This is a genomic window from Aeromicrobium choanae (assembly GCF_900167475.1).
GTDB classification, from domain to species: domain Bacteria; phylum Actinomycetota; class Actinomycetes; order Propionibacteriales; family Nocardioidaceae; genus Aeromicrobium; species Aeromicrobium choanae.
In genome coordinates this window covers 192,388-216,996 of record NZ_LT796768.1, presented here as the reverse complement: position 1 = coordinate 216,996, position 24,609 = coordinate 192,388, and the positions used below count along the sequence as shown (strand labels likewise).

The following is a 24,609-nucleotide window of genomic DNA, read 5'->3' as shown; positions in this document are numbered from 1 at the left end:
GCACGCCGGCCAGTATCTCACGCCGGTCGGGCCCGACTGTCGGGGCGCGTTGCTAGTCTGCCGACATGCAGGCCTACCTCGATCTCGTCCGCCGGATCCTCGACGAGGGGGTGGCGAAGGGCGATCGCACCGGCACCGGCACGCGCAGCGTCTTCGGGCACCAGATGCGCTTCGACCTCGCCGACGGGTTCCCCGTGGTCACCACCAAGAAGGTGCACCTCAAGAGCGTCGTCGCCGAGCTGCTGTGGTTCATCGCCGGCGACACGAACACGCAGTACCTGCGCGACAACGGCGTCACGATCTGGGACGAGTGGGCCGACGATCAGGGCGACCTGGGGCCCATCTACGGCTACCAGTGGCGCTCGTGGCCGGCGCCCGACGGCCGGCACATCGACCAGCTCAAGGCCGTCATCGAGGCGATCAAGGCCGACCCGAACTCGCGCCGTCACATCGTGAGCGCCTGGAACGTGGCCGACCTCGACGCGATGGCGCTGGCGCCCTGCCACGCGTTCTTCCAGTTCTACGTCGCCGACGGCAGGCTGAGCTGCCAGCTGTACCAGCGCTCCGCCGACGTGTTCCTCGGCGTCCCCTTCAACATCGCGTCCTACGCGCTGCTGACGCAGATGGTCGCCCAGGTCACCGGCCTCGAGCCCGGGGAGTTCGTCTGGACGGGCGGCGACTGCCACCTCTACGTCAACCACCTCGACCAGGCGCGCGAGCAGCTCACCCGCGATCCGCTGCCGCTGCCCACGCTGCGTCTCGACCCCTCGGTCACCGACATCGACGACTTCACGCTCGAGTCGATCACGATCGAGGACTACCGCTCCCACGCCGCCATCAAGGCCCCGATCGCGGTCTGAGGCATGACGGTCACGATTGCGGTGGCGGTCGGCGCGAACGGCGTCATCGGGTTCGACGGCGGGATGCCCTGGCCCCGCACGGGCGACATGCGCCAGTTCAAGGAGCTCACGTGGGGCCATCCCATCGTGATGGGCCGCGCCACCTACGCCTCGATCGGCCGGCCGCTCCCGGGCCGTACCTCCGTCGTGCTCACTCGCCAGCCCGACTTCGACCCGGGCGATCCAGCGGTCATCGTCGCGAACGACCTCGACACGGCCCTGGCGCGGGCGCGCGAGCTGGACGACGAGGTGTTCCTCATCGGCGGCGCGGCGGTGTTCGACGAGGCCCTCGCGCGCGACCTCGTCGACGCGTTGGTCGTCACCCACGTACCGCTGAGCCCACCGGGCGACACGTTCTTCGGGCCCGTCGACCCGGACCGCTGGACCGAGACCGACCGGCAGCGGCACGCGGGCACGCCCGACTACGAGATCGCCACCTACGTGCGCCGCTGAACCCCTTGTCGTGGGCCCGTCCCCGTTCGACACTGGCGGGAAGGACAGGAGACACCCATGGCACACGGCGACATCACGCACGTCGACATCCCGGTCGGCGACTACAAGCGCGCGCAGGACTTCTACGGCAGCCTCTTCGGCTGGCAGATCGCGGAGGTCCCCGGCTTCGAGGGCTACCCGATGTGGCAGGCGCCCAACCAGATCAGCGGTGGCGGCCTCGCCCCGAGGTCCGAGGGCTTCACCCAACCGCGCTCCTACGTGGAGGTCGACTCCATCGAGGAGACGCTCGCGACGGCGCAGGAGCACGGCGCACGCGTCGTGATGGAGAAGAACCCGATCTCCGAGACCAGCTGGTGGGCGATCTTCGAGGACCCCGACGGCAACGTGATCGGCCTCTACGAGGGCACGACCGAAGCGGGGGAGTGAGACCTCAGAGCAGGATGGCGAGCTGACGCGACTGGGCCACGAGGCGGCCCTGGTCGTCCCACAGCTCGCCGTCCTCCTCGTGGAAGCCGTCGGCGAGGTGACGGGTCGTGAAGCGCGACGCCACCCACGAGCCCGGCTCGGGCAGGCGGTGGAAGTGCACCGTGAGCTGCACCGTCATCGAGACGAGGTGACCCAGCTCAAGGACCGGCGGGGGACTGGCGTCGACCAGCAGCCCCACGGCGGGCCAGTCGATCTCGGAGCCCCCGTCGAGGCGCTGCCACAGCGTGGTCGTCGGGTCGCCCGACGGCTTGCCCTGCGACCAGCCCGGGGCCTGGGCCATCCGGTACTCGACGCGCCCGAACAGGCCGTCGGCCGGCATGCCGCCCTGGCGCGGGTCGGGCAGGGTCCCGGGGTCGGGCAGCTCGGGGGCCGCGCCCAGCTCCTGGGTCGGACCGTGGTGGTCACGCGCGAAGCTGGCCGTCATCCGCGCCAGCGGCTTGCCCTCGCACGCCAGGTCGACGTCCACCGTCTGCACCCGCCGGCCCAGCTTGACCGGCGTGACGGTCAGGGTGGCCGTGGTGCCGGCCTCGGGGGAGGCGAAGTAGGTGATCGCGGCGACCACCGGGCGGCCGACGTCCGTGTGGTCCATCGCCGCACGCAGCATGGACGCCAGCACCCAGCCGCCGTTCGGCTTGCCCAGCGGGGTGTTCCAGCGGTCGGTCACGGGGAGCGTCAGTGTTCCGTCGTCGTCGCGGGTCGCGACGGTGTCCTGCGGGTAGTGGTCGGTCACCCGGTTCATCCTGCCCGAGGGCCCCGACGCGTTGACGGTAACCTCGGAACATGACGTCTCCGCTGGCGACCGAGGCCGCTCCGTTCGGCCGGCTCCTCATTGCGATGGCCACCCCGTTCACCCCGGACGGCGGCCTCGACCTGGATGCCGCTGCCGCGCTCGCGACCCACCTGGTCGACACCGGGGCCGACGGCATCGTCGTCAGCGGCACCACCGGCGAGTCGCCCACGACCACCGGCGAGGAGGACGGCCGGCTGCTGGCCGCCGTGCTCGAGGCGGTGGGCGACCGGGCCACGATCGTCGCGGGCGTCGGCACCAACGACACCCGCCACACCGTCGAGCTGGCGGAGCAGGCCGTGCGCGTGGGCGCCCACGGGCTCCTGCTCGTGTCGCCGTACTACAGCAAGCCGCCCCAGTCGGGCATCCTGGCCAACATCGACGCCGTCGTCGACGCCGCCGGCGACACGCCGATCATGCTGTACGACATCCCCGGCCGCACCGGCGTCGAGATCTCCGAGGCGACCTATGCCGAGCTGGAGTCGCGACGCACGGTCCTGGCCGTCAAGGACGCCACCGGCGACCTGGCCCGGGCCGCCCGACTGCGTGCGAGCTCGCGCCTGGCGATCTACTCGGGCGACGACGTCGTGAACCTGCCGTTCTTCGCCATCGGCGCGGTCGGCACCGTCAGCGTCGTCGGCCACGTCGCCAGCGCCCGCATCAAGCAGATGATCGAAGCGGTCGACGCCGGTGACCTGGCGCGCGCCCGCGAGATCGACAACGAGATCCTCCCGCTCACGGCCGCCGTCATGGGCCAGACGCAGGGTGCCATCGCCGCCAAGGTGGCCATGGTCGAGCTCGGCATCATCCCCAGCGCGGCCGTCCGGCTGCCGCTCACTCCCGCCACGGACGACCAGGTTGAGGTCATCCGCACCGCTTTGAAGGACGCAGGTCTGCTCGCATGAGCCATATGCACACCGAACTTCCCACCCCGCCCCCGCTCGAGGCCGGCGCGATGCGGGTCGTCCCGCTCGGCGGCCTCGGCGAGATCGGTCGCAACATGACCGTCTTCGAGTTCGACGGCAAGCTGCTGATCGTCGACTGCGGCGTGCTCTTCCCCGAGGAGCACCACCCCGGCGTGGACCTGATCCTGCCCGACTTCGGCCCGATCCGGGAGCGCCTCGACGACATCGTGGGGCTGGTCCTGACGCATGGTCACGAGGATCACATCGGCGGTGTGCCGTACCTGCTTCGCGAGCGCGGGGACATCCCGGTGATCGGCTCGAAGCTGACGCTGGCCCTGCTGGCGCCGAAGCTCAAGGAGCACCGCCTGAAGGACGTGCCCACGTACGTCGTCTCCGAGAACGACGTCCAGTCGTTCGGCCCGTTCGAGTGCGAGTTCGTCGCGGTGAACCACTCGATCCCCGACGCCCTGGCGGTCGCGATCAAGACCGCCGCCGGCGTCGCGCTGCACACCGGCGACTTCAAGATGGACCAGCTGCCGCTCGACGGCCGGATCACCGACCTGCGCGCGTTCGCGCGGCTCGGCGAGGCCGGGGTCGACCTGTTCCTCACCGACTCGACCAACTCCGAGGTGCCCGGCTTCACCACGGCCGAGAAGCAGATCACCCCCGCGATCGACGCCGTCTTCGCGCGCAGCAAGAAGCGCATCATCGTCGCGTCGTTCGCCTCGCACATCCACCGCGTCCAGCAGGTGCTCGACGCGGCCGTGAAGCACAACCGCAAGGTGGCCTACGTCGGCCGCTCGATGGTGCGCAACATGCAGATCGCCCGCGAGCTGGGCTACCTCAACGTGCCCGACGGCGTGGTGGTCGACAAGATCGACGCCGCCCCGCCGGAGCAGATGGTGCTCATGTCCACCGGCTCGCAGGGTGAGCCGATGGCCGCGCTGTCGCGCATCGCGAACCGCACGCACCCCCAGGTGCACCTCGAGCCCGGCGACACCGTCCTGCTGGCGTCGTCGCTGATCCCGGGCAACGAGAACGCGATCTACCGCGTGATCGACGGCCTCACCAAGATCGGCGCCAACGTCGTGCACAAGGGCAACGCCCTCGTCCACGTCTCGGGCCACGCCTCGGCCGGCGAGCTGCTGTACTGCTACAACATCGTGCAGCCGTCCAACGTGATGCCGGTGCACGGCGAGATCCGCCACCTGCACGCCAACGCGGCGCTCGCGCAGCAGACGGGCGTGCCCAACACGATCATCGCCGAGGACGGCTACGCCGTGGACCTCGTCGACGGTCACGCCAGGATCGCCGGGGCGTACGACGTGGGCTACGTCTACGTCGACGGCTCGTCCATCGGCGACGTCACCGACTCCGACCTCAAGGACCGCCGCACGCTCGCGGCCGAGGGCTTCATCTCGGTCATCGCCGTGATCGACTCCACCACCGGCAAGATCGTCACCGGCCCCGAGATCCACGCTCGCGGGCTGGCCGAGGACGACTCGGTCTTCGACGCGATCCAGCCGAAGGTGGTCGCCGCCCTCGAGGAGGCGCTCGCCGACGGCGCGCGCGACACCGCCGCGCTGCAGCAGGTCATGCGCCGTGTCCTCGGCTCGTTCGCGGGGCGTCGCCTGCGCCGTCGCCCGCTCATCATCCCCATCGTCCTGGAGGCGTGAGACCGCCCCTCGCCAGTCGTTACGCAACCTCGCCAGCGGCGTAACCCCAGCGAAACAGTCCCTCTCCACGCTGGGCGTGTGAGCACTCGGATCATCGTCTGCGGGCACGGGACGACGTCGCACCTCGGCCGCTCGGCCCTCGCGTCGCTCGTCAACGCGATTCGCCGCCATGCCCCGGGCTGCGAGGTGGTGGACGCCTTCGTCGACGTGCAGCAGCCGTCGCTGGCCGACGTGGTGGCCGAGACCTCCGGTCCCCGCGTCATCGTGCCCCTGCTGCTCAACCACGACTGCGCGACCGCGCGGCTGATGAACGAGGTGGCCGCGGATGATCCCCTCGTCCGCGTCGCGCCCGCGATGGGTCCGGACTGGGTGCTGGCCGAGATCGGCGTCCGCCGCCTGATCGAGGCGGGGGCGAAGCCGTCGGACACGATCGTGATGGTGGCGCCCCAGGCCGACGGGTCGAAGGCGCTGGCCGACGTCTCGAAGGCCGCCCGGCTGCTCAGCGCGGTGTGGGGAGGCCCGGTGCACGTGGGCGTCGTCGACGGCGTCGGCACCCCGGTGGAGGACGCGCTCGACGTGGCCCGGGCGCACAGCCACCGGGTCGTCGTCTCGATGTACGCGCTGGCGTCGGGGGAGGGCGCCTCGGCCATCGGGCGGCTCGGCGCCGATGTCGTCACCGCTCCGCTGCTGGGCGCGGGAGCACCCGATCCCCGCCTCGTCTCGTTGGCCCTGGAGCGCGCGCGGGTGCTGCAGGCACCCGGTCACGTGGACTCGGCCATCTGAGGACCGTGCCTGCGCCTGCGGCGTGGGTCCGTGAGAAGTCTCAGGTTCTGGTTTAGCCTTGCGATCATGGCGACCCGAACGTCTTCCCCGCCGCGCAAGCGGCCGTCCGGCAGCCAGGCCCGCAAGAAGAAGCCCGCGGCGCGCAAGCCACCTGCGCGCAAGCCGGCACCCCGCACGGGTCCTGGTCCACTCAGTGCTGCCCTGCACGGCATCATGCGCGCCTCCACGGCCTTCTGGCTGGGACTCGCCGGTCTGGTGGGCGCGATCGCCCGCAGCATCGGCCACGGTGCGAAGGAGCTCGACGCCGAGCAGCGTCGCGACGGGGTCGGCCTCGCGCTGGTCGCACTCGCCCTGGTGACGGCCGCCGCGGTCTGGTGGGACGTCACCGGCGGTCTCGGCGCCGGCGTGCGCCGCGTCACCACCGGCTCGGTCGGCGTGCTGGCCTGGGCCGTCCCGATCCTGCTGGCCGTCGTGGCCTGGCGCACCCTGCGCCACCCTGACCGCAACGGCCCCGCCGGCCGCCAGCTGATCGGCTGGGGAGCCATCGTCGGTGGCGTCCTGGGCCTCGTGCACCTCGCCCACGGCACTCCGCGCCCCAGCGACCCCGACATGTCCGAGGCCGGGGGAGCCGTCGGCTTCCTGTTCTCGGCGATCCTCGTCGACCTGCTCAAGACCGGGTGGGTCGTCGCCCCGATCCTGGTGCTCGTCGTGGTCTTCGGCGTCCTCGTCGTCACCGCGACCCCGCTCTACGCCGTCCCCGAGCGCGTGCGCTCCGTCATGAACCGCGCCCTCGGCCGCGACAAGCAGCCGGAGGCCGAGGCCGCTCCCGAGCCGGTCAAGAAGCGCCACCCGCGCACCATGCCGCTGGTCGACGAGCCGTTCGAGAACCCACTCGTCGACGGTCCCGACGAGGATCGGCAGGTGCCCGTCAGCGTCCCGCCGCCGGTCCCGGTGCTCTCCGAGCCCGAGCCGCAGCCCGACCCGCGTCCGCTCGAGCCGCTGCCCGTCCGCGCCGAGCAGCTCGCGCTCTCGGGCGACATCGTCTACACGCTCCCGGAGCCGAGCGCCCTGAAGGAGGGCACCCCGCCCAAGGCGCGCTCCGCCGCGTCGGACGAGGTCGTCGGCCGCCTGACCGAGGTGCTCGAGCAGTTCCAGATCGACGCCACCGTCACCGGCTACACACGTGGCCCGACGGTCACCCGCTACGAGGTCGAGCTCGGCCCCGCCGTGAAGGTCGAGAAGGTCACGGCGCTGAGCAAGAACATCGCCTACGCGGTGGCCTCCAACGAGGTGCGCATCCTGTCGCCGATCCCGGGCAAGAGCGCGATCGGCGTCGAGATCCCCAACGTCGACAAGGAGATGGTCTCCCTCGGCGACGTCCTGCGGTCGAACAAGGCCCGCAGCGACCACCACCCGATGGTGATCGGCCTGGGCAAGGACGTCGAGGGCGGCTACGTCGTGGCCAACCTCGCGAAGATGCCCCACCTGCTCGTCGCGGGTGCGACCGGCTCGGGCAAGTCGAGCTTCGTGAACTCGATGATCTCCTCGATCCTCATGCGGTCCACCCCCGACGAGGTGCGCATGATCCTGGTCGACCCCAAGCGGGTCGAGCTGAACGCCTACGAGGGCATCCCGCACCTGATCACGCCGATCATCACCAACCCGAAGAAGGCCGCCGAGGCGCTGGCCTGGGTCGTGCGCGAGATGGACCTGCGCTACGACGACCTGGCCAACTTCGGCTACCGCCACATCGACGACTTCAACAAGGCCGTCGTCTCGGGCAAAGTGCAGGCGCCGCCCGGCAGCGAGCGGGTGCTCACGCCGTACCCGTACCTGCTGGTCGTCGTCGACGAGCTCGCGGACCTCATGATGGTCGCCCCGCGCGACGTCGAGGACTCGATCGTGCGCATCACGCAGCTGGCGCGCGCGGCGGGCATCCACCTGGTGCTGGCCACGCAGCGACCCAGCGTCGACGTCGTCACGGGCCTGATCAAGGCCAACGTGCCGAGCCGCCTGGCGTTCGCCACCAGCTCGCTGGCGGACAGCCGCGTCATCCTCGACCAGCCCGGTGCCGAGAAGCTCGTCGGCCAGGGCGACGGACTGTTCCTGCCGATGGGCGCGAACAAGACGATGCGCATGCAGGGTGCCTGGATCACCGAGGCCGAGATCGAGAAGATCGTCACGCACTGCAAGGAGCAGCTGCAGCCGTCGTACCGCGACGACGTCACCGTGCCCCAGCAGGCCAAGCGCGAGCTGGACGACGACATCGGCGACGACATGGACCTCGTGCTGCAGGCCGTCGAGCTCGTCGTGAACACGCAGTTCGGCTCGACCTCGATGCTGCAGCGCAAGCTGCGGGTGGGCTTCGCGAAGGCGGGCCGGCTCATGGACATCCTGGAGAGCCGCGGCGTGGTCGGTCCGAGCGAGGGCTCCAAGGCGCGTGACGTCCTGGTCAAGCCCGACGACCTCGCCGACGTGTTGGCCAGCATCCAGGTCGGCTGAGCCACTAGGCTCGCCGGAACACCCGCCTCATGTACCCACCGTGTTCGCCCTCGGGGTGAACGCGAACGCGAAAGGAATCGCATGACCTACAACGCTCCGCCGCCGCCCTCGGGACCGGTCGGGGGGACGCCGCCGCCGAACAACCTCGTGTGGGCCATCCTCACGACGATCTTCTGCTGCCTGCCGCTCGGCGTCGTCTCGATCGTGTACGCGGCCCAGGTCAACGGCAAGTTCGCCGCCGGCGACCTCGCCGGGGCCCAGGAGTCCTCGCGCAAGGCCAAGCAGTGGGCCATCTGGTCCGCGGTCACGGCCATCGTCCTGACCGTGATCTACATCATCGTCATCGTCGTGATCGCCTCCAGCGGCGACAGCACCTCCTCGACGGGCTTCTGACCTGATCGACGTCAATCAGCGCCCCGCCGCCGCCGGAGAGACCCGGCGGCGCGGGGCGCTGTCCTTCGCCGGGGTCACCGTCGCCGGGCTCGCGGCCACGGCCGTCCTGGCCTCCGTGTCGCCCGAGGAGCCGGGGCACTACCCGACGTGTCCCTTCCTGGCGGTGAGCGATCTCTACTGCCCCGGCTGCGGCAGCCTGCGCGCCGTGCACGCCCTGACCCGCGGAGACCTCGCCACGGCGTGGGACCGCAACCCCCTCGCGGTGCTGCTGCTCCCCGTGGTCCTCGTCGCCTGGGTGGCCTGGGGCCTGCGCCTGCTCGGCCGTCGCGCCTGGCATCCGACCCGCATCCCGGCGCCCTGGATCTGGGCGCTGCTCGGCGTCGTCCTGGCGTACTGGGTGGCCCGCAACGTGCCCGGCTGGACCTGGCTCTCACCTGCCTGAGCCATACTGAGCCCCATGGACTCGTCTCGCCCGGCCGACAAGCCGAGCAACCTGAACGTCCCGAACGTCCTCACGGTCATCCGCATCCTGGGTGTCCCGGTCTTCGGGTGGCTGCTGCTCCACGACGGCGGCGAGTCCATCGGCTACCGGATCGCCGCGTGGGCCGCGTTCGTCGTGCTGATGGCCACCGACAAGATCGACGGCGACATCGCCCGCAAGCACAACCTGATCACCGACTTCGGCAAGATGGCCGACCCGATCGCCGACAAGGCGCTCACCGGGATGGCCTTCATCGGGCTGGCGATCATCTTCACGGACCAGTCCTGGGGCACGGTCTTCTGGATCGCGGTCGTGCTGATGCTGGTGCGCGAGTGGGGCATCACCGTGATGCGCGTGGTCATGGTCCGGCGCGGGTTCGTCATGCCGGCCGGGCGCGGCGGCAAGCTCAAGACCGTGCTGCAGTCCGTCGCGATCGCGGGCTACTGCCTGCCGTTCGAGATCTGGGACGGCGTCGTCCCGACCGTGCTGCTCGCGCTGACGCACGTCGTGATGGCCGCAGCGCTGGTCCTCGCCCTCGTGACGGGCGTGCAGTACGTCCTCGACGCGCGTCGGCTGGCGGCGCAGACTCCCGCCGGAGGCGCCTCGCGGTGAGCGACCGGGTCGACGTCGCGGCGCTCGTGGCCGACCTGCGCTCGGCCGGGCACACCGTGGCCATCGCCGAGTCGCTCACCGGCGGCCTGGTGTGCGCCACGCTCGTCGAGGTGCCGGGCGCCTCCACGGTCGTCCGCGGCGCCGTCGTGGCCTACCAGCCCGACGTGAAGTCGGGCCTGCTCGGCGTGGAGCCCGATCTGATCGCCGAGCACGGCACCGTGAACGCGCCGGTCGCCGAGCAGCTGGCCGCCGGTGCCCGCGCCCGCCTCGACGCGACGTGGGGTCTCGGCACCACGGGAGTGGCCGGACCCGGGCCCGCCGAGGGCCGGCCCGCGGGCACGGTCTTCGTGGCTGTCGCGGGTCCCGACGGGGTCACGTCCCGGCGACTCGAGATCTCCGGCGATCGCGAAGTCGTCCGACGTTCGGCGGTCCGCGCCGTCCTGGCGGACCTGCACTATAGGCTGGGGAAGAACAACGGCGCGACGAACGTTGATGCAGGCAAGGGAAGGTGATGGCGATGACCGCGATGCGTGAACTCATCGGTGACGTGCTCCGAGCACGTCGTCTCGCCGAGGGCCTGACCCTGCGCGACGTCTCCCAGCGCGCCCGCATCAGCCTGGGCTACATCTCCGAGGTCGAGCGCGGCCAGAAGGAGGCCAGCTCCGAGCTGCTCGCCGCCCTGGCGCAGGCGCTCGAGGTCCCGCTGAGCAAGGTGCTGCTCGACGTCAGCTCCCTGCTCGAGCTCGAGGAGGCCGCCGACCTGGCCACGGTCTCGTCCATCGCACGCGACGAGGCCCGGGCCTCCGCGGCGTGAGGCACAGCGACTTCTGGCAGCGCATGGAGGCTGCCCTGGGGCCGTCCTATGCCGCCTCCTGGGCGCGCCAGCAGACCATCACCGCGCTCGACGGACGCACACCCGTCGAGGCACTCGACGCCGGCGTCGATCCCCAGCGGGTCTGGCGCGCGGTCCACGCCACGCTCGAACTGCCGGCCCGCGAACGTTGAGTTAGCGTCGAGGGATGAGCGATCTTCCCGACCTGACAGGCAAGCGTGTCGCGATCGTCGCGACCGACCACTTCGAGGAGTCCGAACTCACGACGCCGCGTGACGAGCTGGAGGCGGCCGGGGCGGACGTGCGGGTCTTCGCCCCGCACGAGGGCTCGCTGCAGGCGATGCAGGGCGATGTCGAGCAGACGATCTCCGTGCGCGTGGACGGCACGCTCGACAGCTTCGACCAGCAGTGGCCGGACGTCATCGTGCTGCCCGGCGGCACGGTCAACGCCGACCACCTGCGCACCGACCAGCAGGCGCAGGGCATCGTCTCCACGGCGCTGGAGTCCGGACTCCCCGTGGCGGCCATCTGCCACGCGCCGTGGCTGCTCGTCTCGGCGGGCCTCGTCGACGGCCGCCGGCTGACGAGCTTCCCGAGCCTCGCCGTCGACGTGCGCAACGCCGGTGGCGACTGGGTCGACGAGACCGTGGTGGTGGACCGGAACCTCATCACGAGCCGCAACCCCGACGACCTCCCCGCCTTCGTCGACGCGATCGGCAAGGCCCTGACCGCTTAGGAGATCCCGTCTGTCCCGAGAAGTGCTCCGACTTCACCTCTGAGCCCCGTTCACAGGTGGAAGGCGGAGCACTTCTCGTGGGGAGGATCTCGCGAGTCCCTGTTCGGCGTGTCGTGCTTCCATCGAACAGGTGTTCGGCCTAGGCTCGTTCCACAGGCCGACGGTCAGGTCGGGCGTCATCCACAGGCGAGTCGACAAGGCTCATTCATGTCAGTGGGTCCGCCTACCGTCGAAGATGGCCCGCCACCCCGACCAGAGCGGTCGACGACACGAAGGACGCAGCATGGCTAAGACCAGCACCACCCCCCCGAACAGGGACATCGCCAAGGAGCGAGCCAACAAGGACAAGGCGATCGAGAACGCCCTGGCCCAGATCGACCGCTCGTACGGCAAGGGCGCCGTGATGCGCCTGGGCGACCAGGCTCGCGCCCCGATCGAGGTCATCCCCACCGGTGCCGTCTCGCTCGACGTCGCGCTGGGCATCGGAGGACTGCCGCGCGGCCGTGTGGTCGAGATCTACGGCCCCGAGTCCTCGGGCAAGACCACGGTCGCCCTGCACGCGGTGGCCAACGCCCAGAAGGCCGGCGGAGTGGCGGCGTTCATCGACGCCGAGCACGCGCTCGATCCCGAGTACGCCCGCAAGCTGGGCGTCGACACCGACGCGCTGCTGGTGTCCCAGCCCGACTCCGGCGAGCAGGCCCTCGAGATCGCCGACATGCTGATCCGCTCCGGCGCGCTCGACATCATCGTGATCGACTCGGTCGCCGCCCTCGTGCCCCGCGCCGAGATCGACGGTGAGATGGGTGACAGCCACGTGGGTCTGCAGGCTCGCCTGATGAGCCAGGCGCTGCGCAAGATGACCGGTGCCATCAACGGCTCGGGCACCACGGCGATCTTCATCAACCAGCTGCGCGAGAAGATCGGCGTGATGTTCGGCAGCCCCGAGACCACCACGGGCGGCAAGGCGCTGAAGTTCTACGCCTCCGTGCGCCTCGACGTGCGCCGGATCGAGACGCTCAAGGACGGCACCGACATGGTCGGCAACCGCACCCGCGTCAAGGTCGTCAAGAACAAGATGGCGCCGCCGTTCAAGCAGGCCGAGTTCGACATCATGTATGGCCAGGGGATCAGCCGCGAGGGCAGCCTGATCGATCTGGGCGTCGACGCAGGCTTCGTCCGCAAGGCCGGTGCCTGGTACACCTACGAGGGCGACCAGCTCGGCCAGGGCAAGGAGAACGCGCGCAACTTCCTGCGTGACAACCCCGACCTCGCCGACGAGATCGAGAAGCGCATCAAGGAGCACCTCGGTGTCGGGGCGCGGGTCGACGAGCCGGCCGCGGATCCCGCGGTCGTGGTCGACGACCTCGCGGGCGACCTCTCGGCCGCTGACTTCTGATGATCGACCCCACGGATCCGGACACGGATCCGCGGGCGGTCATCGTCGCGGGCCGGACGATCGCGATGGATCGTCTGGCCGCGCGCGACCGCAGCCGCGGTGAGTTGCTCGACGCGCTCGCGCGTCGCAGGTTCCCCGAGGACGTGGCCACCGTCGTCGTCGACCAGCTCGAGTCCGAGGGACTGGTCGACGACGAGCGGTTCGCCCGCACGTGGGTCGAGCAGCGCAGTCGTGCCAAGGGGCTGGCCCGCTCGGTCCTGCGGATGGAGCTGCAGCGCAAGGGCGTGGCCTCCGAGGTCATCGACGTCGTCCTGGACGACGTCGACCCCGACGCCGAGCGGCGGGCCGCTCACCTCCTCGTCCAGCGCAAGCTGCGGACGGTGCAGGGGCTCGACCAGTCCGTCCAGGTGCGTCGGCTGACTGCGATGCTCGCCCGCAAGGGCTACGCGCCCCAGGTGGCCTTCGACGTGGTCCGCGCCGAGCTCGACGCCGATCACGTGGCGATCGAGTCCATGTAGGTCGGGCCCGCTCTACGCTGTCAGCGTGTTCGCGTTCCGCCCCCTGGTCGAGGCCGACCTGGGGGCGGTCGTGTCATGGCGCAGTCAGCCGCACGTGCTGGCGTGGTTCCCCGAGGCCCTCGTCGACGTCGAGCACGCGCGGCGACGCCTCGCCCGTCGGCTGACGGGCGAGGACCCGGTCCGGATGTGGATCGCCGAGCTCGGGGGAGTGCCGGTGGGCTACCTGCAGAGCTTCGTCGTCGCGTCCGACGACGACCTCACGGTGCGCTGCCAGGATCCCGAGGCGGTCGCGTTCGACTACCTGATCGGTGATCCGGACCTGGTCGACCGAGGACTCGGCACCGAGATGATCCGGAGCTTCTGCCGCGACGTCCTCGTGCCGGAGTATCCGGACGCGCCGCGCTTCCTCGCCGCCCCCGACGCCCGCAACCATCGCTCGATCCGGGTGCTGGCCAAGTGCGGCTTCGTGGCCGGCCTGTGGATCCAGCCCGAGGGCGCGCCGTGGGCCGACGTCGTGTGCACGGCCCAGCGCCGTCTCTTCGAGCCTACTGTCGAGTAACATGTGGGGCATGCCCTCCACCTATGCGGTGTACCGCCAGCTCTCGGCCCTCCCGAAGGGCCGCGCCGTGTTCGGCGCCTTCTTCACCCGAGCGGCGCCGTACTTCGCCAGCGCCCACCTGCGCGTCGTCGACATGGCGCCCCACCACGGCGAGGTCGTGGTGCCGCTGCGTCGCTCGACGAAGAACCACATCGGCACGGTGCACGCCATCGCGGCATGCAACGGCCTCGAGGCGGCGATGGGCCTGCTGGCCGAGGCCACCTGCCCGCCGGACCACCGCTGGCTGCCGAAGGGCATGGAGGTCCGGTACCTCGCCAAGTCCGACTCCGACCTCGTCTGCACCGCCGACAGCGTCCCGGCCGACTGGTCCGGCGGACCGGAGGTGCCGATCACGGTCCGGGCCACGCGCGCCGACGGCACGGTCACGGTCGAGGGCACGATCCACCTGTGGGTGACGACCCGGAAGTGACTCAGGGCCGCAGGCTCGCGGCGGCGTACGTGAGCCGCCCCGCGCGCATCGTCGCCTCCACCTGCACGGCCCGCAGGTGGGCCGCCACGGCACCGGAGCCGCCCCGCGGCTCGAGCGGGTCGCGGTCCAGCAGCACGAGGTCGCCCCGCTGGCCCACGGCCAGGGTGTCCGCGCCGTCCACACTGGCCGCGAGCGCCTCGCCGGCGCTGATGGCCTCGGCGGGGTTCCACGGGGACCGCTCGTCCGCCGAACGGTGCACGGCCGCCGCCATGGCGATCCAGGGATCGAGGGGAGCGACGGGTGCGTCGGAGCCGAAGACCAGGTCGACGCCCGCGTCGAGCAGCCCGCGCCAAGGGAAGCAACGATCGGCGCGATCGGCCCAGAGCCGCTCGGTGACGTCTCGGTCGTCGAGCAGGTGGGCGGGCTGGACGCTCGCGCGGACGCCGAGCTCGGCCAGCTGCGCGATGTCGCCGCGAGTCAGCAGCTGGGCGTGCTCGATGCTGCCGGCGGCCCCTGTCGCGCGGAAGGCGGCGAGCGCCTCGTGGGCGGCGGCGTCGCCGATCGCGTGGACGGCGGCGCGGAAGCCGGCCGATCGGGCGCGGGTGAGCAGCTCGATCAGGTCGGCCCGGTCGTGGTTCTGGACGCCCCGGTCGGACCCGCCACCGTAGGGCTCGTGGCAGTAGGCCGTGCGGGTGTTCAGGGAGCCGTCGGAGATGATCTTCAGCGGCCCGACCGTGACGGGTCCGCCGGGCGTCACGGACGAACCGGTGCGCAAGCCCGTCGCGATCATGTCGTCGAGGTACTCGGGATAGACCGCCGAGCGCACCCAGAGAGCGTCCAGGCCCTGCTCCAGGCGCTCGCGCCACGTGGACAAGGGCTCGGCCCACTCGAAGTCCACGACGCCCACGACACCCCGCGACGATGCGGCGGCCATCGCGTCCGCCACGGACTGGCCGCCGTCCTGGGCGGCGTTGCGCTGCACCACGTCGGCCATGAGCGCGAACCACGGCGCCTCCGTGAGCGGCCGGTCGGTGAGCGGTGCGCCGAGCGCCGTGAGCGCGGCCGAGTTCAGCCATCCCGTGTGGGCGTCCCCGCTCGTGACGACGACGGGTCGGCCGCCCGTGACGGCGTCGAGCTCGGCGACGGTCGGCTCGCGCCTCCAGTCGGCGAGCCGGAACCCGAACGCGAAGAGCCAGTCGCCCTCGGCCACCGAGGGCAGGTGCCTGCGGATGATCTCGACGGCCTCGGAGGGGTCCTGGGCGGGGGACACGTCGAGGCGCGTCCGCGTCTGGGCCCACTGGGTGAAGTGGACGTGCTGGTCCCACAGGCCGGGAATCGCCCAGCGCCCGTCGGCCTCCACGACCCGGTCGCCGGGTTCAGGCCGCAGGTCGGCTCCCACGGCGACGACGGTGCCGTTGGCGACGCGCAGCGACGTCGGACCCGCGGGCGCGGGCGCGCGGACGGGCACCACGCGGACGTGGCGCAGGAAGAGGGGACTCACACTCACCGCACCATTGTGACTTTGCCCGGTGGACCGGTCAGAGGCTGGTGGTGCCGCCGTGGTCGGCACCCGTGCGCGCGGGCTCCAGGTCGACCGCTTGGACGGTCTTGGACTCGGTCAGGCGCTTCTGCACGTAGACGCCGATGCGCGACAAAATGACGTTGAGGACGATGTAGATCGCCGCCAGGACGATCGCCGTCGCGAGCCGGTTGTCGAACTCCCGCCAGATCTCCCGTCCCACGGTGGTCAGGCCCGGAGCCAGGATGTAGTAGCCCAGCGACGTGTCCTTCAGGACGACCACGCACTGGCTGATGATCGACGGTGTCATGATCTTGATCGCCTGCGGCAGCTGGACGATGCGCATCACCGCTGACTTGCGCAGGCCGAGCGCGTACGCCGCTTCGACCTGGCCACGCGGAACGGCGTTGATCCCCGCGCGGAACACCTCGGCGAGCACCGATCCGTTGTAGAGCGTCAGACCGATGACCAGTGGGGCGATGATGCCGACGCGCGTGTCGAAGCCCCAGAACCAGATGAAGATGATGAGCAGCAGCAGCGGCACCGCGCGGAAGAACTCCACGACGGTCCAGGCCACGGCCCTGACGGGCGCGTGGTCGGAGAGCTTGGCAACGCCGAAGAACACGCCGAAGAACACCGAGAGCACGATCGAGATGACGGCCACGCGAAGCGTGTCGAGCACCGCCCGTCCGATGATCTTCATGTAATCGGGAGTGATGAAGACCTCCCACTTGTCTGACGTGAACTGGTCCTCGACCGCGAGCTTCCACACCACGGCAGCAGCGAGGAGCACGAGGCCGATGATGGTGACGACGCCGGCGATCGCGTGGCGCCGGCGCGCGCGGGGCCCGGCGATGTCGTAGAGGACACTCATCGTGCGACCACCTTCCAGCGGCGTTCCAGCATGGTGGCGAACGCGCTGATGACCGCGACGAGCACGATGTAGCCGAAGGCGAAGCCGAGGAAGATCTGGAGCATCTCGGTCGCGTAGGTGTTGAGGAAGCCACGCATGCGGAACGTCGCCTCGGCGATGCCGAAGACCGCCGCGAGCGAGGTGTTCTTGGCCAAGGCGATGAACGCGCTGGCCATCGGCGGCACGGTCAGTCTGAAGGCCTGCGGCAGCACGACCTGGCTCATCGTCCGGGTGAACGGCATGCCGATCGCGCGGGCAGCCTCGGCCTGGCCCACGGGCACGCCGTTCAGACCCGAACGGAGCGCCTCGCACACGAACGCGGCGGTGTAGAGCCCCATGGCCAACGTGATGTTCCAGAAGAAGCCGAAGTCGATGCCGATCTCGGGCAGGCCGTAGTACGTCAGCAGGATGAGGACCAGCAGCGGCGTGTTCCGGAAGATCGTCACGTACCCCGATCCGACCCCGCGCATGATCGGGACGGGTGCCACGCGGGCGACTGCGACCAGCGTGCCCACGACGAGGGCCAGGATGCCGGACGCCACCGTGAGGCGGGTCGTCATCCAGAAGCCCTCCAGGTACAGCTGCCAGCCGTTGTCAGTGAGCAGCCAGTCCACAGGTCACCTCCAGGTCATCGATGTCAGACCGCCGTGGGGCGGGGGAGAGGTCCCCCGCCCCACGACGGTCGTGCGGTCACGCGCAGGGATCGAGCGTGGGCGGATCGCCCGCCTCGCCACCGCCCTTGCCGAGCGTGGAGTCGAACGCCTCCTCCCACGTGCCATCCTCGAACGCGGACGTCAGGCTCTCGTTGATGAACTCGCACAGCTCCGGGCTGTCCTTGCTGTAGCCGATGCCGTAGCGCTCCTCGGAGAAGGGCTCACCGACGACCTTGAGGTCGTCCGGGTTCTCCGCGGCGTAGCCCAGCAGGATCGCGGCGTCCGTGGTGACGGCGTCGACCGACCCGTTGAGCAGCTGGTCCACGCACTCGGAGTACGTGTCGAAGCCGGCCGGGGTGGCCCCGAACTCCTTCTCCACGGTCTCGATGGAGGTCGAGCCGGTGACGGAGCAGACCTTCTTGCCCTCCAGGTCGTCCGGCCCGTTGATGGAGTCGTCGTCCTTCGCGACCAGCAGCGACTGGCCGGTGACGTAGTACGGGCCCGCCTGGCCCACCACCTGACGGCGCTCGTCCGTGATCGAGTACGAGGCGATGACGAAGTCGACCGTGCCGTTCTGCAGGAACGGCTCGCGGTTGGCCGAGACGGTCTCGACCCACTCGATGTCACCCGCATCGATGCCCAGCTTGGCGGCGAGGATCTTGCCGACGGACGGGTCGAAGCCGGTGGGGGTGTCCGAGGCGGCCGACTTGAAGCCGATGCCCGGCTGGTCGAACTTGACGCCGATCTTGACGGTGCCGCCCTCCTGGAGCTCGGCCATGCGGGTGCCGGCCTCGAACTCCTGGTCCTCGACCTCGACGTCCGGGCCCGAGCCCTCGTCATCGCTGCTGCCGGCGTCGCCGCAGGCGCTCAGTGCCAACAGGCCGGCGGCCAGGACGGCCGCGAACCGTGTCCTTCGTGCTTTCATGTTTCGTCCTCCCCCTTCGGGATCATGCGTGGTGAAATCAGTGCTTGAGGATCTTGCCGAGGAAGTCCTTGGCGCGATCGCTCTGCGGGTTGGTGAAGAACTCGTCGGGAGTGTTCTCCTCGACGATGCGCCCGTCGGCCATGAAGACGACGCGGTCGGCGGCGGTGCGCGCGAACCCCATCTCGTGGGTGACCACGACCATGGTCATGCCGCCCTTGGCGAGGTCGACCATGGTGTCGAGCACCTCCTTGATCATCTCGGGATCGAGTGCGGAGGTGGGCTCGTCGAACAGCATGACCTTGGGGTCCATCGCCAGCGCCCGCGCGATCGCGACGCGCTGCTGCTGGCCGCCCGACAGCTGGGCCGGCAGCTTGCCGGCCTGCGAGCCGACGCCGACGCGGTCGAGCAGCTCGCGGGCGCGCTGCTCGGCCTCGCCCTTGCGCTGGCCCAGGACCTTGATCGGGCCGAGGGTGACGTTCTCGAGCACGGTCTTGTGGCTGAACAGGTTGAACGACTGGAACACCATGCCGACCTCGGCACGCAGCCGGGCGAGCGCCTTGCCCTCCTCGGGCAGCGGGACGCCGTCGATCGAGATGTCGCCCTCGTTGATCGGCTCGAGGCGATTGATGGCTCGGCACAGGGTCGACTTGCCCGAGCCTGAGGGTCCGATCACCACGACGACCTCGCCCGGGGCGACGTCGAAGTCGATGTCCTGCAGCACGTGCAGGTCGCCGAACCACTTCTGGACGCCGGTCATGTGGACCATCGGCTCCGTGCTGACTCCCATGTCGCCTTACCCAACCGCAGCGCCACCGCGCGCGCAACCGTTGGACTGGCGCGGTGGGGGACCGCAACCGGATCGCAACCCGGACCCTCCTCGGTTGGTGCGGGCGCGGCGCCAATTTTCCTTGGAATTCTCTCTCAAATGAAGTTTGACCGGCCCCGCGTAGCAACCAGGCAACAAAACTCTTCTAACATCAGCCCCAACGGACGTACGAGACGTACGTCACGTTCGACCCCTTGTAGTGAGGACTTCCCTTGAGATCCGTACACCTTCGCCGCACCCTCAGCGCGGCAGCCCTCGTCGCGCTGGGCCTCGGTGCCCTCGCCACGCCGGCCGTGGCCGACCCACTCGTCCCGGAGACGCGCGAGCAGGCCCGCATCCTCGGTGATGGCAGCGGCAGCGCCGACGTCACCGCCGAGGACGAGAGCAACGGCTCGATCGCCCCCGGCGGCGTCCCGTTCGTCCCGATGGACTTCACCCGGATGCCGCTGGCTTCCGGTGAGGAGGAGTCGACGGCGAACGTCGAGAAGGTTGCCTCCGTCCCGCTGCAGGAGGGTCAGGCGACGATGTCGAACCTGGCGTTCAAGGGCGACTACGTCTTCCAGGGCAGCTACAACGGCTTCGTGGCGTACGACGTCGGCGATCCCGAGGCACCGCAGGTCGTGTCGAACACGATCTGCCCCGGCTACCAGGGTGACCTCTCGATCGCCGGCGACCTGCTGTTCTTCTCGGTCGACCAGCCGCGCAACGGCTCGGAGTGCGGCGCGGCCGTCGTGGCCTCCTCGAACGCCGCCGCGTGGGAGGGCATCCGGATCTTCGACATCAGCGACCCGGCCTCGCCCCAGTACGTCGGCAACGTGAAGACCCGCTGCGGCTCGCACACCCACACCCTCGTCCCCAAGCCGGGCGACGACGGCAGCGTCTACCTGTACAACGCGGCCTACGACGTCTCGGCCAGCGCGTACTACTGCAAGCCGCCTCACCAGCAGCTCGAGATCATCGAGGTCGACCTCGACGATCCGGCCGGCGCGCACATCGCCAAGGAGGTCTCGCTGTGGGACGCGGAGAACCCCGCGTTCACGGCGGCCGACCGTGTCGACGGTGGCGCCAGCACCTCGGTCACCAACGGCTGCCACGACCTGACCGCCTACCCGGCGAAGGACCTGCTGGCCGCGGCGTGCATGGGTGACGGCGTCATGGTCGACATCTCCGACCCGCTCAACCCCGCGGTCACCGAGCGCGTCCGTGACGAGAACTACGCGTTCTGGCACACCGCCCAGTTCAGCGACAACGCCAGCAAGGTCGTCTTCCAGGACGAGCTCGGCGGCGGCTCCTCGGCCACCTGCCTGCCCGGCACCCCGCAGTACCGCGGCGCCAACGCGATCTACACGCGTGAGGGCGATGAGCTGACGCTGCGCAGCTACTTCAAGATCCCGCGCCGTCAGTCGACGCGCGAGAACTGCGTGGGCCACGAGGGCAACCTCATCCAGCTGGCCGACCGTGACGTCATGATCCAGGGCTGGTACCAGGGCGGTGCCTCGCTGATCGACTTCACCAATGCCACCAAGCCGAAGGAGATCGGCTACTTCGATCGCGGTCAGCTCGGCGAGAGCGGCCCCATCTCCCTCAGCGGCTACTGGGCCGTGTACAGCCACAACGGCTACCTGTACGGCTCGGAGATCGGTCGTGGCTTCGACGTGCTGAAGCTCAAGGGCGACGAGTTCGCCGACGCCGTCCGTCACCGCCAGGACGTCCGCAACCCCGCCACGCAGGAGCCCATCACGTGGGACTGGAAGACCGCCCCGGTCGTCCCGTCGTTCGGTGACCTGCCCGCCGCGACGGTCGCGCCGGAGAGCGCTCGCGCCGGCACCGACCGGGACTTCACGGTCTCGGTTCCCGCCGGCACGTTCGACGAGGGCGAGTACGTCGACGTGTGGAGCACCGGCGCCGACGCGAAGGTCGTGGCCTCGGGCCGCGCCGACGCCGAGGGTGCCATCGCGCTGACGGTGTCGGTCAAGGCCTCCGAGCCCGCCGGTACGAAGCGATTCGTCGTCCGCGGCGACGCCGAGCTCGACGAGGCCCTGTACGCCGCGTCGCTGGAGCTGAGCGCCGTCAGCACCACGACGGCGCTGTCGGTCAGCCCGGCGTCGCAGGTGTTCGGGTCGAACCCCGCCACCCTGACCGCCACGGTCACGGGTGAGGGTGCCGAGGGAACGGTCACGTTCACCCGCGGTGGCGCGGTCATCGCCAAGGGCGTCAAGGTGTCCGGTGGCAAGGCCAGCGTGAAGCTGCCCCGCGACCTCCCGGTCGCCACGCACGCGCTGCGTGCGGCGTTCGTGCCGGCCTCGGCCGGCACCGAGGCCTCGACGTCCTCGGTCGTCTCCTTCCGCGTGGTCAAGGCCACCGCGAAGGTCAAGGCGGCCTCGGTCACGAAGGTCAAGGCGCTCAAGGGCGGCAAGCTCACCGTGAAGGTCACCGCCACCGGCACCACGCCGACCGGCAAGATCACCGTCACCGTGGGTGGCAAGAAGGCCGGCGCCGTCCTGAAGAACGGCAAGGCGACGATCAGCCTGCCGCGTCTGAAGGCCGGGAACTACCGCGCCAACGTCGCCTACGGCGGCAGCGGGTCGGTGGCTGCCGAGAGCATCAAGGTGACGATCAAGGTCACCAGGTGACCTTGGTCCGTCGAGCTGTGGCCACGGTGGGCGTCGTCCTGACGCTCACCGTGGCCGCGGCGTGCTCGGGGGACGAGGAGAAGAGCGGTCCGGTCGTCAACGTGCCGGGCAAGGTGGGGGAGTCGAGCAAGACCGTCGACCCGGACGACCTCACGACGCCGCAGGACGAGTACAACGACGTCGACCGCGAGTTCGTCAAGATGATGGTGCCGCACCACCAGCAGGCCGTCGAGATGTCGGCCCTCGCGGCGAAGCACGCGAAGGATGCCGCGGTGGCCGGCTTCGCGCAGCGGATCAGCGACACCCAGAAGAGCGAGATCGACGTCCTCCAGGGGTGGCTCGAGACCCGTGACCTGCCGAAGGCGTCCCTGACGCCGACCGGAGATCACGCCACGCACATGGACGGCATGCTCACGCCGGAGCAGATGGACGAGCTGGCTGCTGCTCGCGGCACCGCGTTCGACCGCCTCTTCGTCCGCCGCATGATCGCCCACCACGAGGGCGCGCTCGCGATGGCGGACCAAGCGCTCAGCGACGGCATCGACACGACGAACCGTGGCTTCGCCGCGGACGTCGCCGCGTCGCAGTCCGCCGAGGTCACCCGGCTCCAGCAGATCCTGCAGACGCTCTGACCCGGTCAGCGGAAGCCGCGGAACACCCCGTCGGGGTCGACTCGCCCAGCGAAGTCCTCCCAGTCGAGGTTGGCCAGCTGCGCCACATTGATCTCCACGATGGCGACGTGTTCGGCCTCGACCCGCATCTGCTCGGGCGGCACGGTGCCATCGGCCCGCAGCAGGAGCAGCGGGAGTCCGGACTCGGTCATCGCGTGTTGGTCGGCGACGATCACGAGGCTCAGTCCCGTCGGCGACGGATGGAGGGCCGCGAGCTCCGCGAGGGAGAGCGTCGCGAGAGTCGGGTCGTCGACGGTCTCGACGTACGCGAACTCATCGCGCTCCTGGGCGCGGGTCACCACCTCGGCCAGCACGGCCTGCCACGCCGCGTGGTCGCCGAACCAGGTGCGGACGAGAGGAGTGGCGCCCTCCGGGAACTCGAACATCGCGCCACCGTAGCGCGAACCGACAGCCCCCGACGCGGTCAGCGGTCGGGCGCCACGCCCCACGTACCATGGGACGGTCATGACGAAGACCTATGAAGTCCGTACGTACGGCTGCCAGATGAACGTGCACGACAGCGAGCGGCTGTCGGGTCTGCTCGAGACCGCCGGCTATGCCGCGGCGCCGTCGGGGGAGACCCCGGACCTCGTCGTCTTCAACACGTGCGCCGTGCGCGAGAACGCCGACAACAAGCTGTACGGCAACCTCGGGCACGTCGCGAGCCTCAAGGCCAAGAAGCCGGGCATGCAGGTGGCCGTGGGCGGCTGCCTGGCGCAGAAGGACAAGGACACCATCACCACGCGGGCGCCGTGGGTGGACGTCGTCTTCGGCACCCACAACATCGGCTCGCTGCCGGTGCTGCTGGAGCGCGCCCGGATCGCCGAGGAGTCCCAGGTCGAGATCCTCGAGTCGCTCGAGGTCTTCCCGTCGACCCTGCCCACGAAGCGCGACTCGGTGTTCGCCGCGTGGGTCTCGATCAGCGTGGGCTGCAACAACACCTGCACGTTCTGCATCGTCCCGGCGCTGCGCGGCAAGGAGCGCGACCGCCGCCCGGGCGACATCCTCGCCGAGATCGAGGCACTCGTCGCCGAGGGCGTCGTCGAGGTCACGCTGTTGGGCCAGAACGTCAACAGCTACGGCGTCGAGTTCGGCGACCGCGAGGCCTTCTCCAAGCTGCTGCGCGCCTGCGGCCAGATCGAGGGGCTGGAGCGGGTGCGCTTCACCTCGCCGCACCCGGCCGCGTTCTCCGACGACGTCATCGCCGCCATGGCCGAGACGCCCAACGTCATGCCGCAGCTGCACATGCCACTGCAGTCCGGCTCCGACCGGATCCTCAAGGCGATGCGCCGCTCCTACCGCAAGGAGCGATTCCTGGGCATCCTCGACCGCGTCCGCGCGGCGATGCCCGAGGCCTCCATCACCACCGACATCATCGTGGGCTTCCCGGGCGAGACCGAGGAGGACTTCCTCGAGACGATGGACGTCGTCCGCAAGGCCCGGTTCACCAGCGCGTTCACGTTCCAGTACTCCCAGCGTCCCGGCACGCCCGCGGCCGACCTGCCCGACCAGCTGCCGAAGGCGGTCGTCCAGGAGCGCTACGAGCGTCTCGCCGCGCTCGTGTCGGAGGTCGCCTGGTCCGAGAACCAGCGCCTCGAGGGTCGCGTCGTCGAGCTGCTGGTGTCCGACCAGTCCCAGGCGGGCGGCCGCAAGGACGCCGAGACCCATCGGATGAGCGGCCGCGCACGCGACAACCGCCTCGTGCACTTCGTCCCGGGCGGCCACGCCGTGCGCCCCGGCGACCTCGTCGTGACCACGGTGACGAAGGCGTCGCCGCACCACCTCGTCGCCGACGGCGAGCCGATCGAGGTGCGCCGCACCCGCGCGGGCGACGCCTGGGAGGCCCGGCAGGGTCGCACCTCCGTCACCCCGGGCTCGGTGGGCCTGGGGATGCCCTCGGTCGGCGTGCCCGCGCCGCTGCCACCGGCCCCCGCCTGCGCTCCCGCCTGAGGCGCGGGGCCCGGTGTTCGGGTCGCGCGAAA

General features: G+C 70.4%; 28 protein-coding genes. 21 read left to right on the top strand and 7 right to left on the bottom strand.

Annotated features, from left to right (window positions below):
• Positions 1-65: 65 nt before the first annotated feature.
• Genes B5D60_RS00985 through B5D60_RS00975 form a run of 3 tightly spaced genes read left to right on the top strand, consistent with a single transcriptional unit; the run spans position 66 to position 1,778 of the window.
• Complete coding sequence (locus B5D60_RS00985) at positions 66-860, top strand: thymidylate synthase (RefSeq protein ID WP_078698415.1); 795 nt, start codon at positions 66-68, stop codon at positions 858-860.
• A 3-nt stretch (positions 861-863) separates the two neighbouring features.
• On the top strand, positions 864-1,352 hold the full coding sequence (locus B5D60_RS00980) for a dihydrofolate reductase (protein WP_078698414.1): 489 nt from the start codon (positions 864-866) through the stop codon (positions 1,350-1,352).
• 57 nt (positions 1,353-1,409) lie between these two features.
• The gene (locus B5D60_RS00975) at positions 1,410-1,778 is read left to right on the top strand and encodes a VOC family protein (RefSeq protein ID WP_078698413.1); all 369 of its coding nucleotides are present in this window, start codon (positions 1,410-1,412) and stop codon (positions 1,776-1,778) included.
• A 4-nt stretch (positions 1,779-1,782) separates the two neighbouring features.
• Here B5D60_RS00975 and B5D60_RS00970 read toward each other — a convergent pair whose 3' ends face one another.
• Positions 1,783-2,568 (bottom strand): thioesterase family protein, encoded by a 786-nt coding sequence (locus tag B5D60_RS00970; RefSeq protein WP_172806218.1) that lies wholly within the window; start codon positions 2,566-2,568, stop codon positions 1,783-1,785.
• 50 nt (positions 2,569-2,618) lie between these two features.
• Here B5D60_RS00970 and dapA point away from each other — a divergent pair, with 50 nt between their 5' ends.
• The 15 genes from dapA (at position 2,619) to B5D60_RS00895 (ending at position 14,487) form a co-directional block, all read left to right on the top strand.
• Positions 2,619-3,530 carry a 4-hydroxy-tetrahydrodipicolinate synthase gene (dapA, locus tag B5D60_RS00965; RefSeq protein WP_078698411.1) on the top strand — a complete coding sequence of 304 codons (912 nt, stop codon included), beginning with the start codon at positions 2,619-2,621 and terminating at the stop codon, positions 3,528-3,530.
• A complete protein-coding gene (locus B5D60_RS00960) occupies positions 3,527-5,206 on the top strand; it encodes a ribonuclease J (protein ID WP_153302821.1) in 1,680 nt (559 codons plus the stop codon). Before dapA ends, B5D60_RS00960 begins: the two co-directional genes overlap by 4 nt.
• 78 nt (positions 5,207-5,284) lie before the next feature.
• On the top strand, positions 5,285-5,989 hold the full coding sequence (locus B5D60_RS00955) for a sirohydrochlorin chelatase (protein ID WP_078698409.1): 705 nt from the start codon (positions 5,285-5,287) through the stop codon (positions 5,987-5,989).
• Positions 5,990-6,055: 66 nt separating this feature from the next.
• The gene (locus B5D60_RS00950; RefSeq protein WP_153302820.1) at positions 6,056-8,491 is read left to right on the top strand and encodes an FtsK/SpoIIIE family DNA translocase; all 2,436 of its coding nucleotides are present in this window, start codon (positions 6,056-6,058) and stop codon (positions 8,489-8,491) included.
• Positions 8,492-8,572: 81 nt separating this feature from the next.
• Complete coding sequence (locus B5D60_RS00945; RefSeq protein WP_078698407.1) at positions 8,573-8,884, top strand: CD225/dispanin family protein; 312 nt, start codon at positions 8,573-8,575, stop codon at positions 8,882-8,884.
• Positions 8,885-8,999: 115 nt separating this feature from the next.
• Positions 9,000-9,326, top strand: coding sequence for a DUF2752 domain-containing protein (locus B5D60_RS16990; RefSeq protein ID WP_269456867.1), 327 nt, complete (start codon positions 9,000-9,002; stop codon positions 9,324-9,326).
• Between the two features lie 15 nt (positions 9,327-9,341).
• Positions 9,342-9,977 carry a CDP-alcohol phosphatidyltransferase family protein gene (locus tag B5D60_RS00935; protein WP_078698405.1) on the top strand — a complete coding sequence of 212 codons (636 nt, stop codon included), beginning with the start codon at positions 9,342-9,344 and terminating at the stop codon, positions 9,975-9,977.
• The gene (locus B5D60_RS00930) at positions 9,974-10,489 is read left to right on the top strand and encodes a CinA family protein (protein WP_078698404.1); all 516 of its coding nucleotides are present in this window, start codon (positions 9,974-9,976) and stop codon (positions 10,487-10,489) included. Before B5D60_RS00935 ends, B5D60_RS00930 begins: the two co-directional genes overlap by 4 nt.
• Before the next feature lie 5 nt (positions 10,490-10,494).
• A complete protein-coding gene (locus B5D60_RS00925) occupies positions 10,495-10,791 on the top strand; it encodes a helix-turn-helix domain-containing protein (protein ID WP_078701216.1) in 297 nt (98 codons plus the stop codon).
• Entirely contained in the window at positions 10,788-10,982 is a 195-nt protein-coding gene (locus B5D60_RS00920; RefSeq protein WP_078698403.1) for a DUF3046 domain-containing protein, read from the top strand. The genes B5D60_RS00925 and B5D60_RS00920 overlap by 4 nt, the downstream gene beginning before the upstream one ends.
• Positions 10,983-10,996: 14 nt before the next feature.
• Positions 10,997-11,545 (top strand): type 1 glutamine amidotransferase domain-containing protein, encoded by a 549-nt coding sequence (locus tag B5D60_RS00915; RefSeq protein ID WP_078698402.1) that lies wholly within the window; start codon positions 10,997-10,999, stop codon positions 11,543-11,545.
• Positions 11,546-11,828: 283 nt separating this feature from the next.
• Positions 11,829-12,941 carry a recombinase RecA gene (gene recA / locus B5D60_RS00910; protein ID WP_078698401.1) on the top strand — a complete coding sequence of 371 codons (1,113 nt, stop codon included), beginning with the start codon at positions 11,829-11,831 and terminating at the stop codon, positions 12,939-12,941.
• On the top strand, positions 12,941-13,459 hold the full coding sequence (locus B5D60_RS00905) for a regulatory protein RecX (protein ID WP_197684358.1): 519 nt from the start codon (positions 12,941-12,943) through the stop codon (positions 13,457-13,459). The genes recA and B5D60_RS00905 overlap by 1 nt, the downstream gene beginning before the upstream one ends.
• Before the next feature lie 25 nt (positions 13,460-13,484).
• Positions 13,485-14,018, top strand: a complete 534-nt coding sequence (locus B5D60_RS00900) for a GNAT family N-acetyltransferase (RefSeq protein WP_172806217.1) — start codon at positions 13,485-13,487, stop codon at positions 14,016-14,018.
• 10 nt (positions 14,019-14,028) lie between these two features.
• Positions 14,029-14,487, top strand: a complete 459-nt coding sequence (locus B5D60_RS00895) for a hotdog fold domain-containing protein (RefSeq protein WP_078701214.1) — start codon at positions 14,029-14,031, stop codon at positions 14,485-14,487.
• Between the two features lies 1 nt (position 14,488).
• Here the strand turns inward: B5D60_RS00895 and B5D60_RS00890 are convergent, their stop codons facing one another.
• The 5 genes from B5D60_RS00890 to B5D60_RS00870 all read right to left on the bottom strand — a co-directional run bounded on the left by B5D60_RS00890 (position 14,489) and on the right by B5D60_RS00870 (position 19,263).
• Positions 14,489-15,994, bottom strand: coding sequence for an amidohydrolase (locus B5D60_RS00890; RefSeq protein ID WP_197684357.1), 1,506 nt, complete (start codon positions 15,992-15,994; stop codon positions 14,489-14,491).
• Positions 15,995-16,025: 31 nt separating this feature from the next.
• A complete protein-coding gene (locus tag B5D60_RS00885; protein WP_078698398.1) occupies positions 16,026-16,880 on the bottom strand; it encodes an amino acid ABC transporter permease in 855 nt (284 codons plus the stop codon).
• Entirely contained in the window at positions 16,877-17,533 is a 657-nt protein-coding gene (locus B5D60_RS00880) for an amino acid ABC transporter permease (protein ID WP_078698397.1), read from the bottom strand. Before B5D60_RS00880 ends, B5D60_RS00885 begins: the two co-directional genes overlap by 4 nt.
• A gap of 76 nt (positions 17,534-17,609) precedes the next feature.
• Positions 17,610-18,497: a glutamate ABC transporter substrate-binding protein gene (locus B5D60_RS00875; protein WP_078698396.1), complete on the bottom strand. Its 888-nt coding sequence runs from the start codon at positions 18,495-18,497 to the stop codon at positions 17,610-17,612.
• Positions 18,498-18,534: 37 nt separating this feature from the next.
• The gene (locus B5D60_RS00870; protein WP_153303086.1) at positions 18,535-19,263 is read right to left on the bottom strand and encodes an amino acid ABC transporter ATP-binding protein; all 729 of its coding nucleotides are present in this window, start codon (positions 19,261-19,263) and stop codon (positions 18,535-18,537) included.
• Between the two features lie 272 nt (positions 19,264-19,535).
• Between B5D60_RS00870 and B5D60_RS00865 the strand changes: the two genes are divergently transcribed.
• Positions 19,536-21,956, top strand: coding sequence for an Ig-like domain repeat protein (locus tag B5D60_RS00865; RefSeq protein WP_078698394.1), 2,421 nt, complete (start codon positions 19,536-19,538; stop codon positions 21,954-21,956).
• Entirely contained in the window at positions 21,953-22,588 is a 636-nt protein-coding gene (locus B5D60_RS00860; RefSeq protein ID WP_153302818.1) for a DUF305 domain-containing protein, read from the top strand. The genes B5D60_RS00865 and B5D60_RS00860 overlap by 4 nt, the downstream gene beginning before the upstream one ends.
• A gap of 5 nt (positions 22,589-22,593) precedes the next feature.
• Here B5D60_RS00860 and B5D60_RS00855 read toward each other — a convergent pair whose 3' ends face one another.
• Entirely contained in the window at positions 22,594-23,013 is a 420-nt protein-coding gene (locus tag B5D60_RS00855) for a DUF6924 domain-containing protein (RefSeq protein ID WP_078698392.1), read from the bottom strand.
• Positions 23,014-23,092: 79 nt separating this feature from the next.
• Between B5D60_RS00855 and miaB the strand changes: the two genes are divergently transcribed.
• Positions 23,093-24,577 carry a tRNA (N6-isopentenyl adenosine(37)-C2)-methylthiotransferase MiaB gene (miaB, locus tag B5D60_RS00850; RefSeq protein ID WP_078698391.1) on the top strand — a complete coding sequence of 495 codons (1,485 nt, stop codon included), beginning with the start codon at positions 23,093-23,095 and terminating at the stop codon, positions 24,575-24,577.
• The last annotated feature ends 32 nt before the right edge of the window (positions 24,578-24,609 follow it).

Excerpts from the sequence above, each read along its gene's own strand:
- B5D60_RS00885 (WP_078698398.1), bottom strand. The coding sequence starts at position 16,880 with ATGAGTGTCCTCTACGACATCGCCGGGCCCCGCGCGCGCCGGCGCCAC.
- B5D60_RS00905 (WP_197684358.1), top strand. The coding sequence starts at position 12,941 with ATGATCGACCCCACGGATCCGGACACGGATCCGCGGGCGGTCATCGTC.
- B5D60_RS00895 (WP_078701214.1), top strand. The coding sequence starts at position 14,029 with ATGCCCTCCACCTATGCGGTGTACCGCCAGCTCTCGGCCCTCCCGAAG.
- B5D60_RS00980 (WP_078698414.1), top strand. The coding sequence starts at position 864 with ATGACGGTCACGATTGCGGTGGCGGTCGGCGCGAACGGCGTCATCGGG.
- B5D60_RS00935 (WP_078698405.1), top strand. The coding sequence starts at position 9,342 with ATGGACTCGTCTCGCCCGGCCGACAAGCCGAGCAACCTGAACGTCCCG.
- B5D60_RS00945 (WP_078698407.1), top strand. The coding sequence starts at position 8,573 with ATGACCTACAACGCTCCGCCGCCGCCCTCGGGACCGGTCGGGGGGACG.
- B5D60_RS00925 (WP_078701216.1), top strand. The coding sequence starts at position 10,495 with ATGACCGCGATGCGTGAACTCATCGGTGACGTGCTCCGAGCACGTCGT.
- B5D60_RS00875 (WP_078698396.1), bottom strand. The coding sequence starts at position 18,497 with ATGAAAGCACGAAGGACACGGTTCGCGGCCGTCCTGGCCGCCGGCCTG.
- B5D60_RS00870 (WP_153303086.1), bottom strand. The coding sequence starts at position 19,263 with ATGGTCCACATGACCGGCGTCCAGAAGTGGTTCGGCGACCTGCACGTG.
- miaB (WP_078698391.1), top strand. The coding sequence starts at position 23,093 with ATGACGAAGACCTATGAAGTCCGTACGTACGGCTGCCAGATGAACGTG.
- recA (WP_078698401.1), top strand. The coding sequence starts at position 11,829 with ATGGCTAAGACCAGCACCACCCCCCCGAACAGGGACATCGCCAAGGAG.
- B5D60_RS00960 (WP_153302821.1), top strand. The coding sequence starts at position 3,527 with ATGAGCCATATGCACACCGAACTTCCCACCCCGCCCCCGCTCGAGGCC.
- B5D60_RS00985 (WP_078698415.1), top strand. The coding sequence starts at position 66 with ATGCAGGCCTACCTCGATCTCGTCCGCCGGATCCTCGACGAGGGGGTG.
- B5D60_RS00855 (WP_078698392.1), bottom strand. The coding sequence starts at position 23,013 with ATGTTCGAGTTCCCGGAGGGCGCCACTCCTCTCGTCCGCACCTGGTTC.
- B5D60_RS00950 (WP_153302820.1), top strand. The coding sequence starts at position 6,056 with ATGGCGACCCGAACGTCTTCCCCGCCGCGCAAGCGGCCGTCCGGCAGC.
- B5D60_RS00975 (WP_078698413.1), top strand. The coding sequence starts at position 1,410 with ATGGCACACGGCGACATCACGCACGTCGACATCCCGGTCGGCGACTAC.
- B5D60_RS00915 (WP_078698402.1), top strand. The coding sequence starts at position 10,997 with ATGAGCGATCTTCCCGACCTGACAGGCAAGCGTGTCGCGATCGTCGCG.
- dapA (WP_078698411.1), top strand. The coding sequence starts at position 2,619 with ATGACGTCTCCGCTGGCGACCGAGGCCGCTCCGTTCGGCCGGCTCCTC.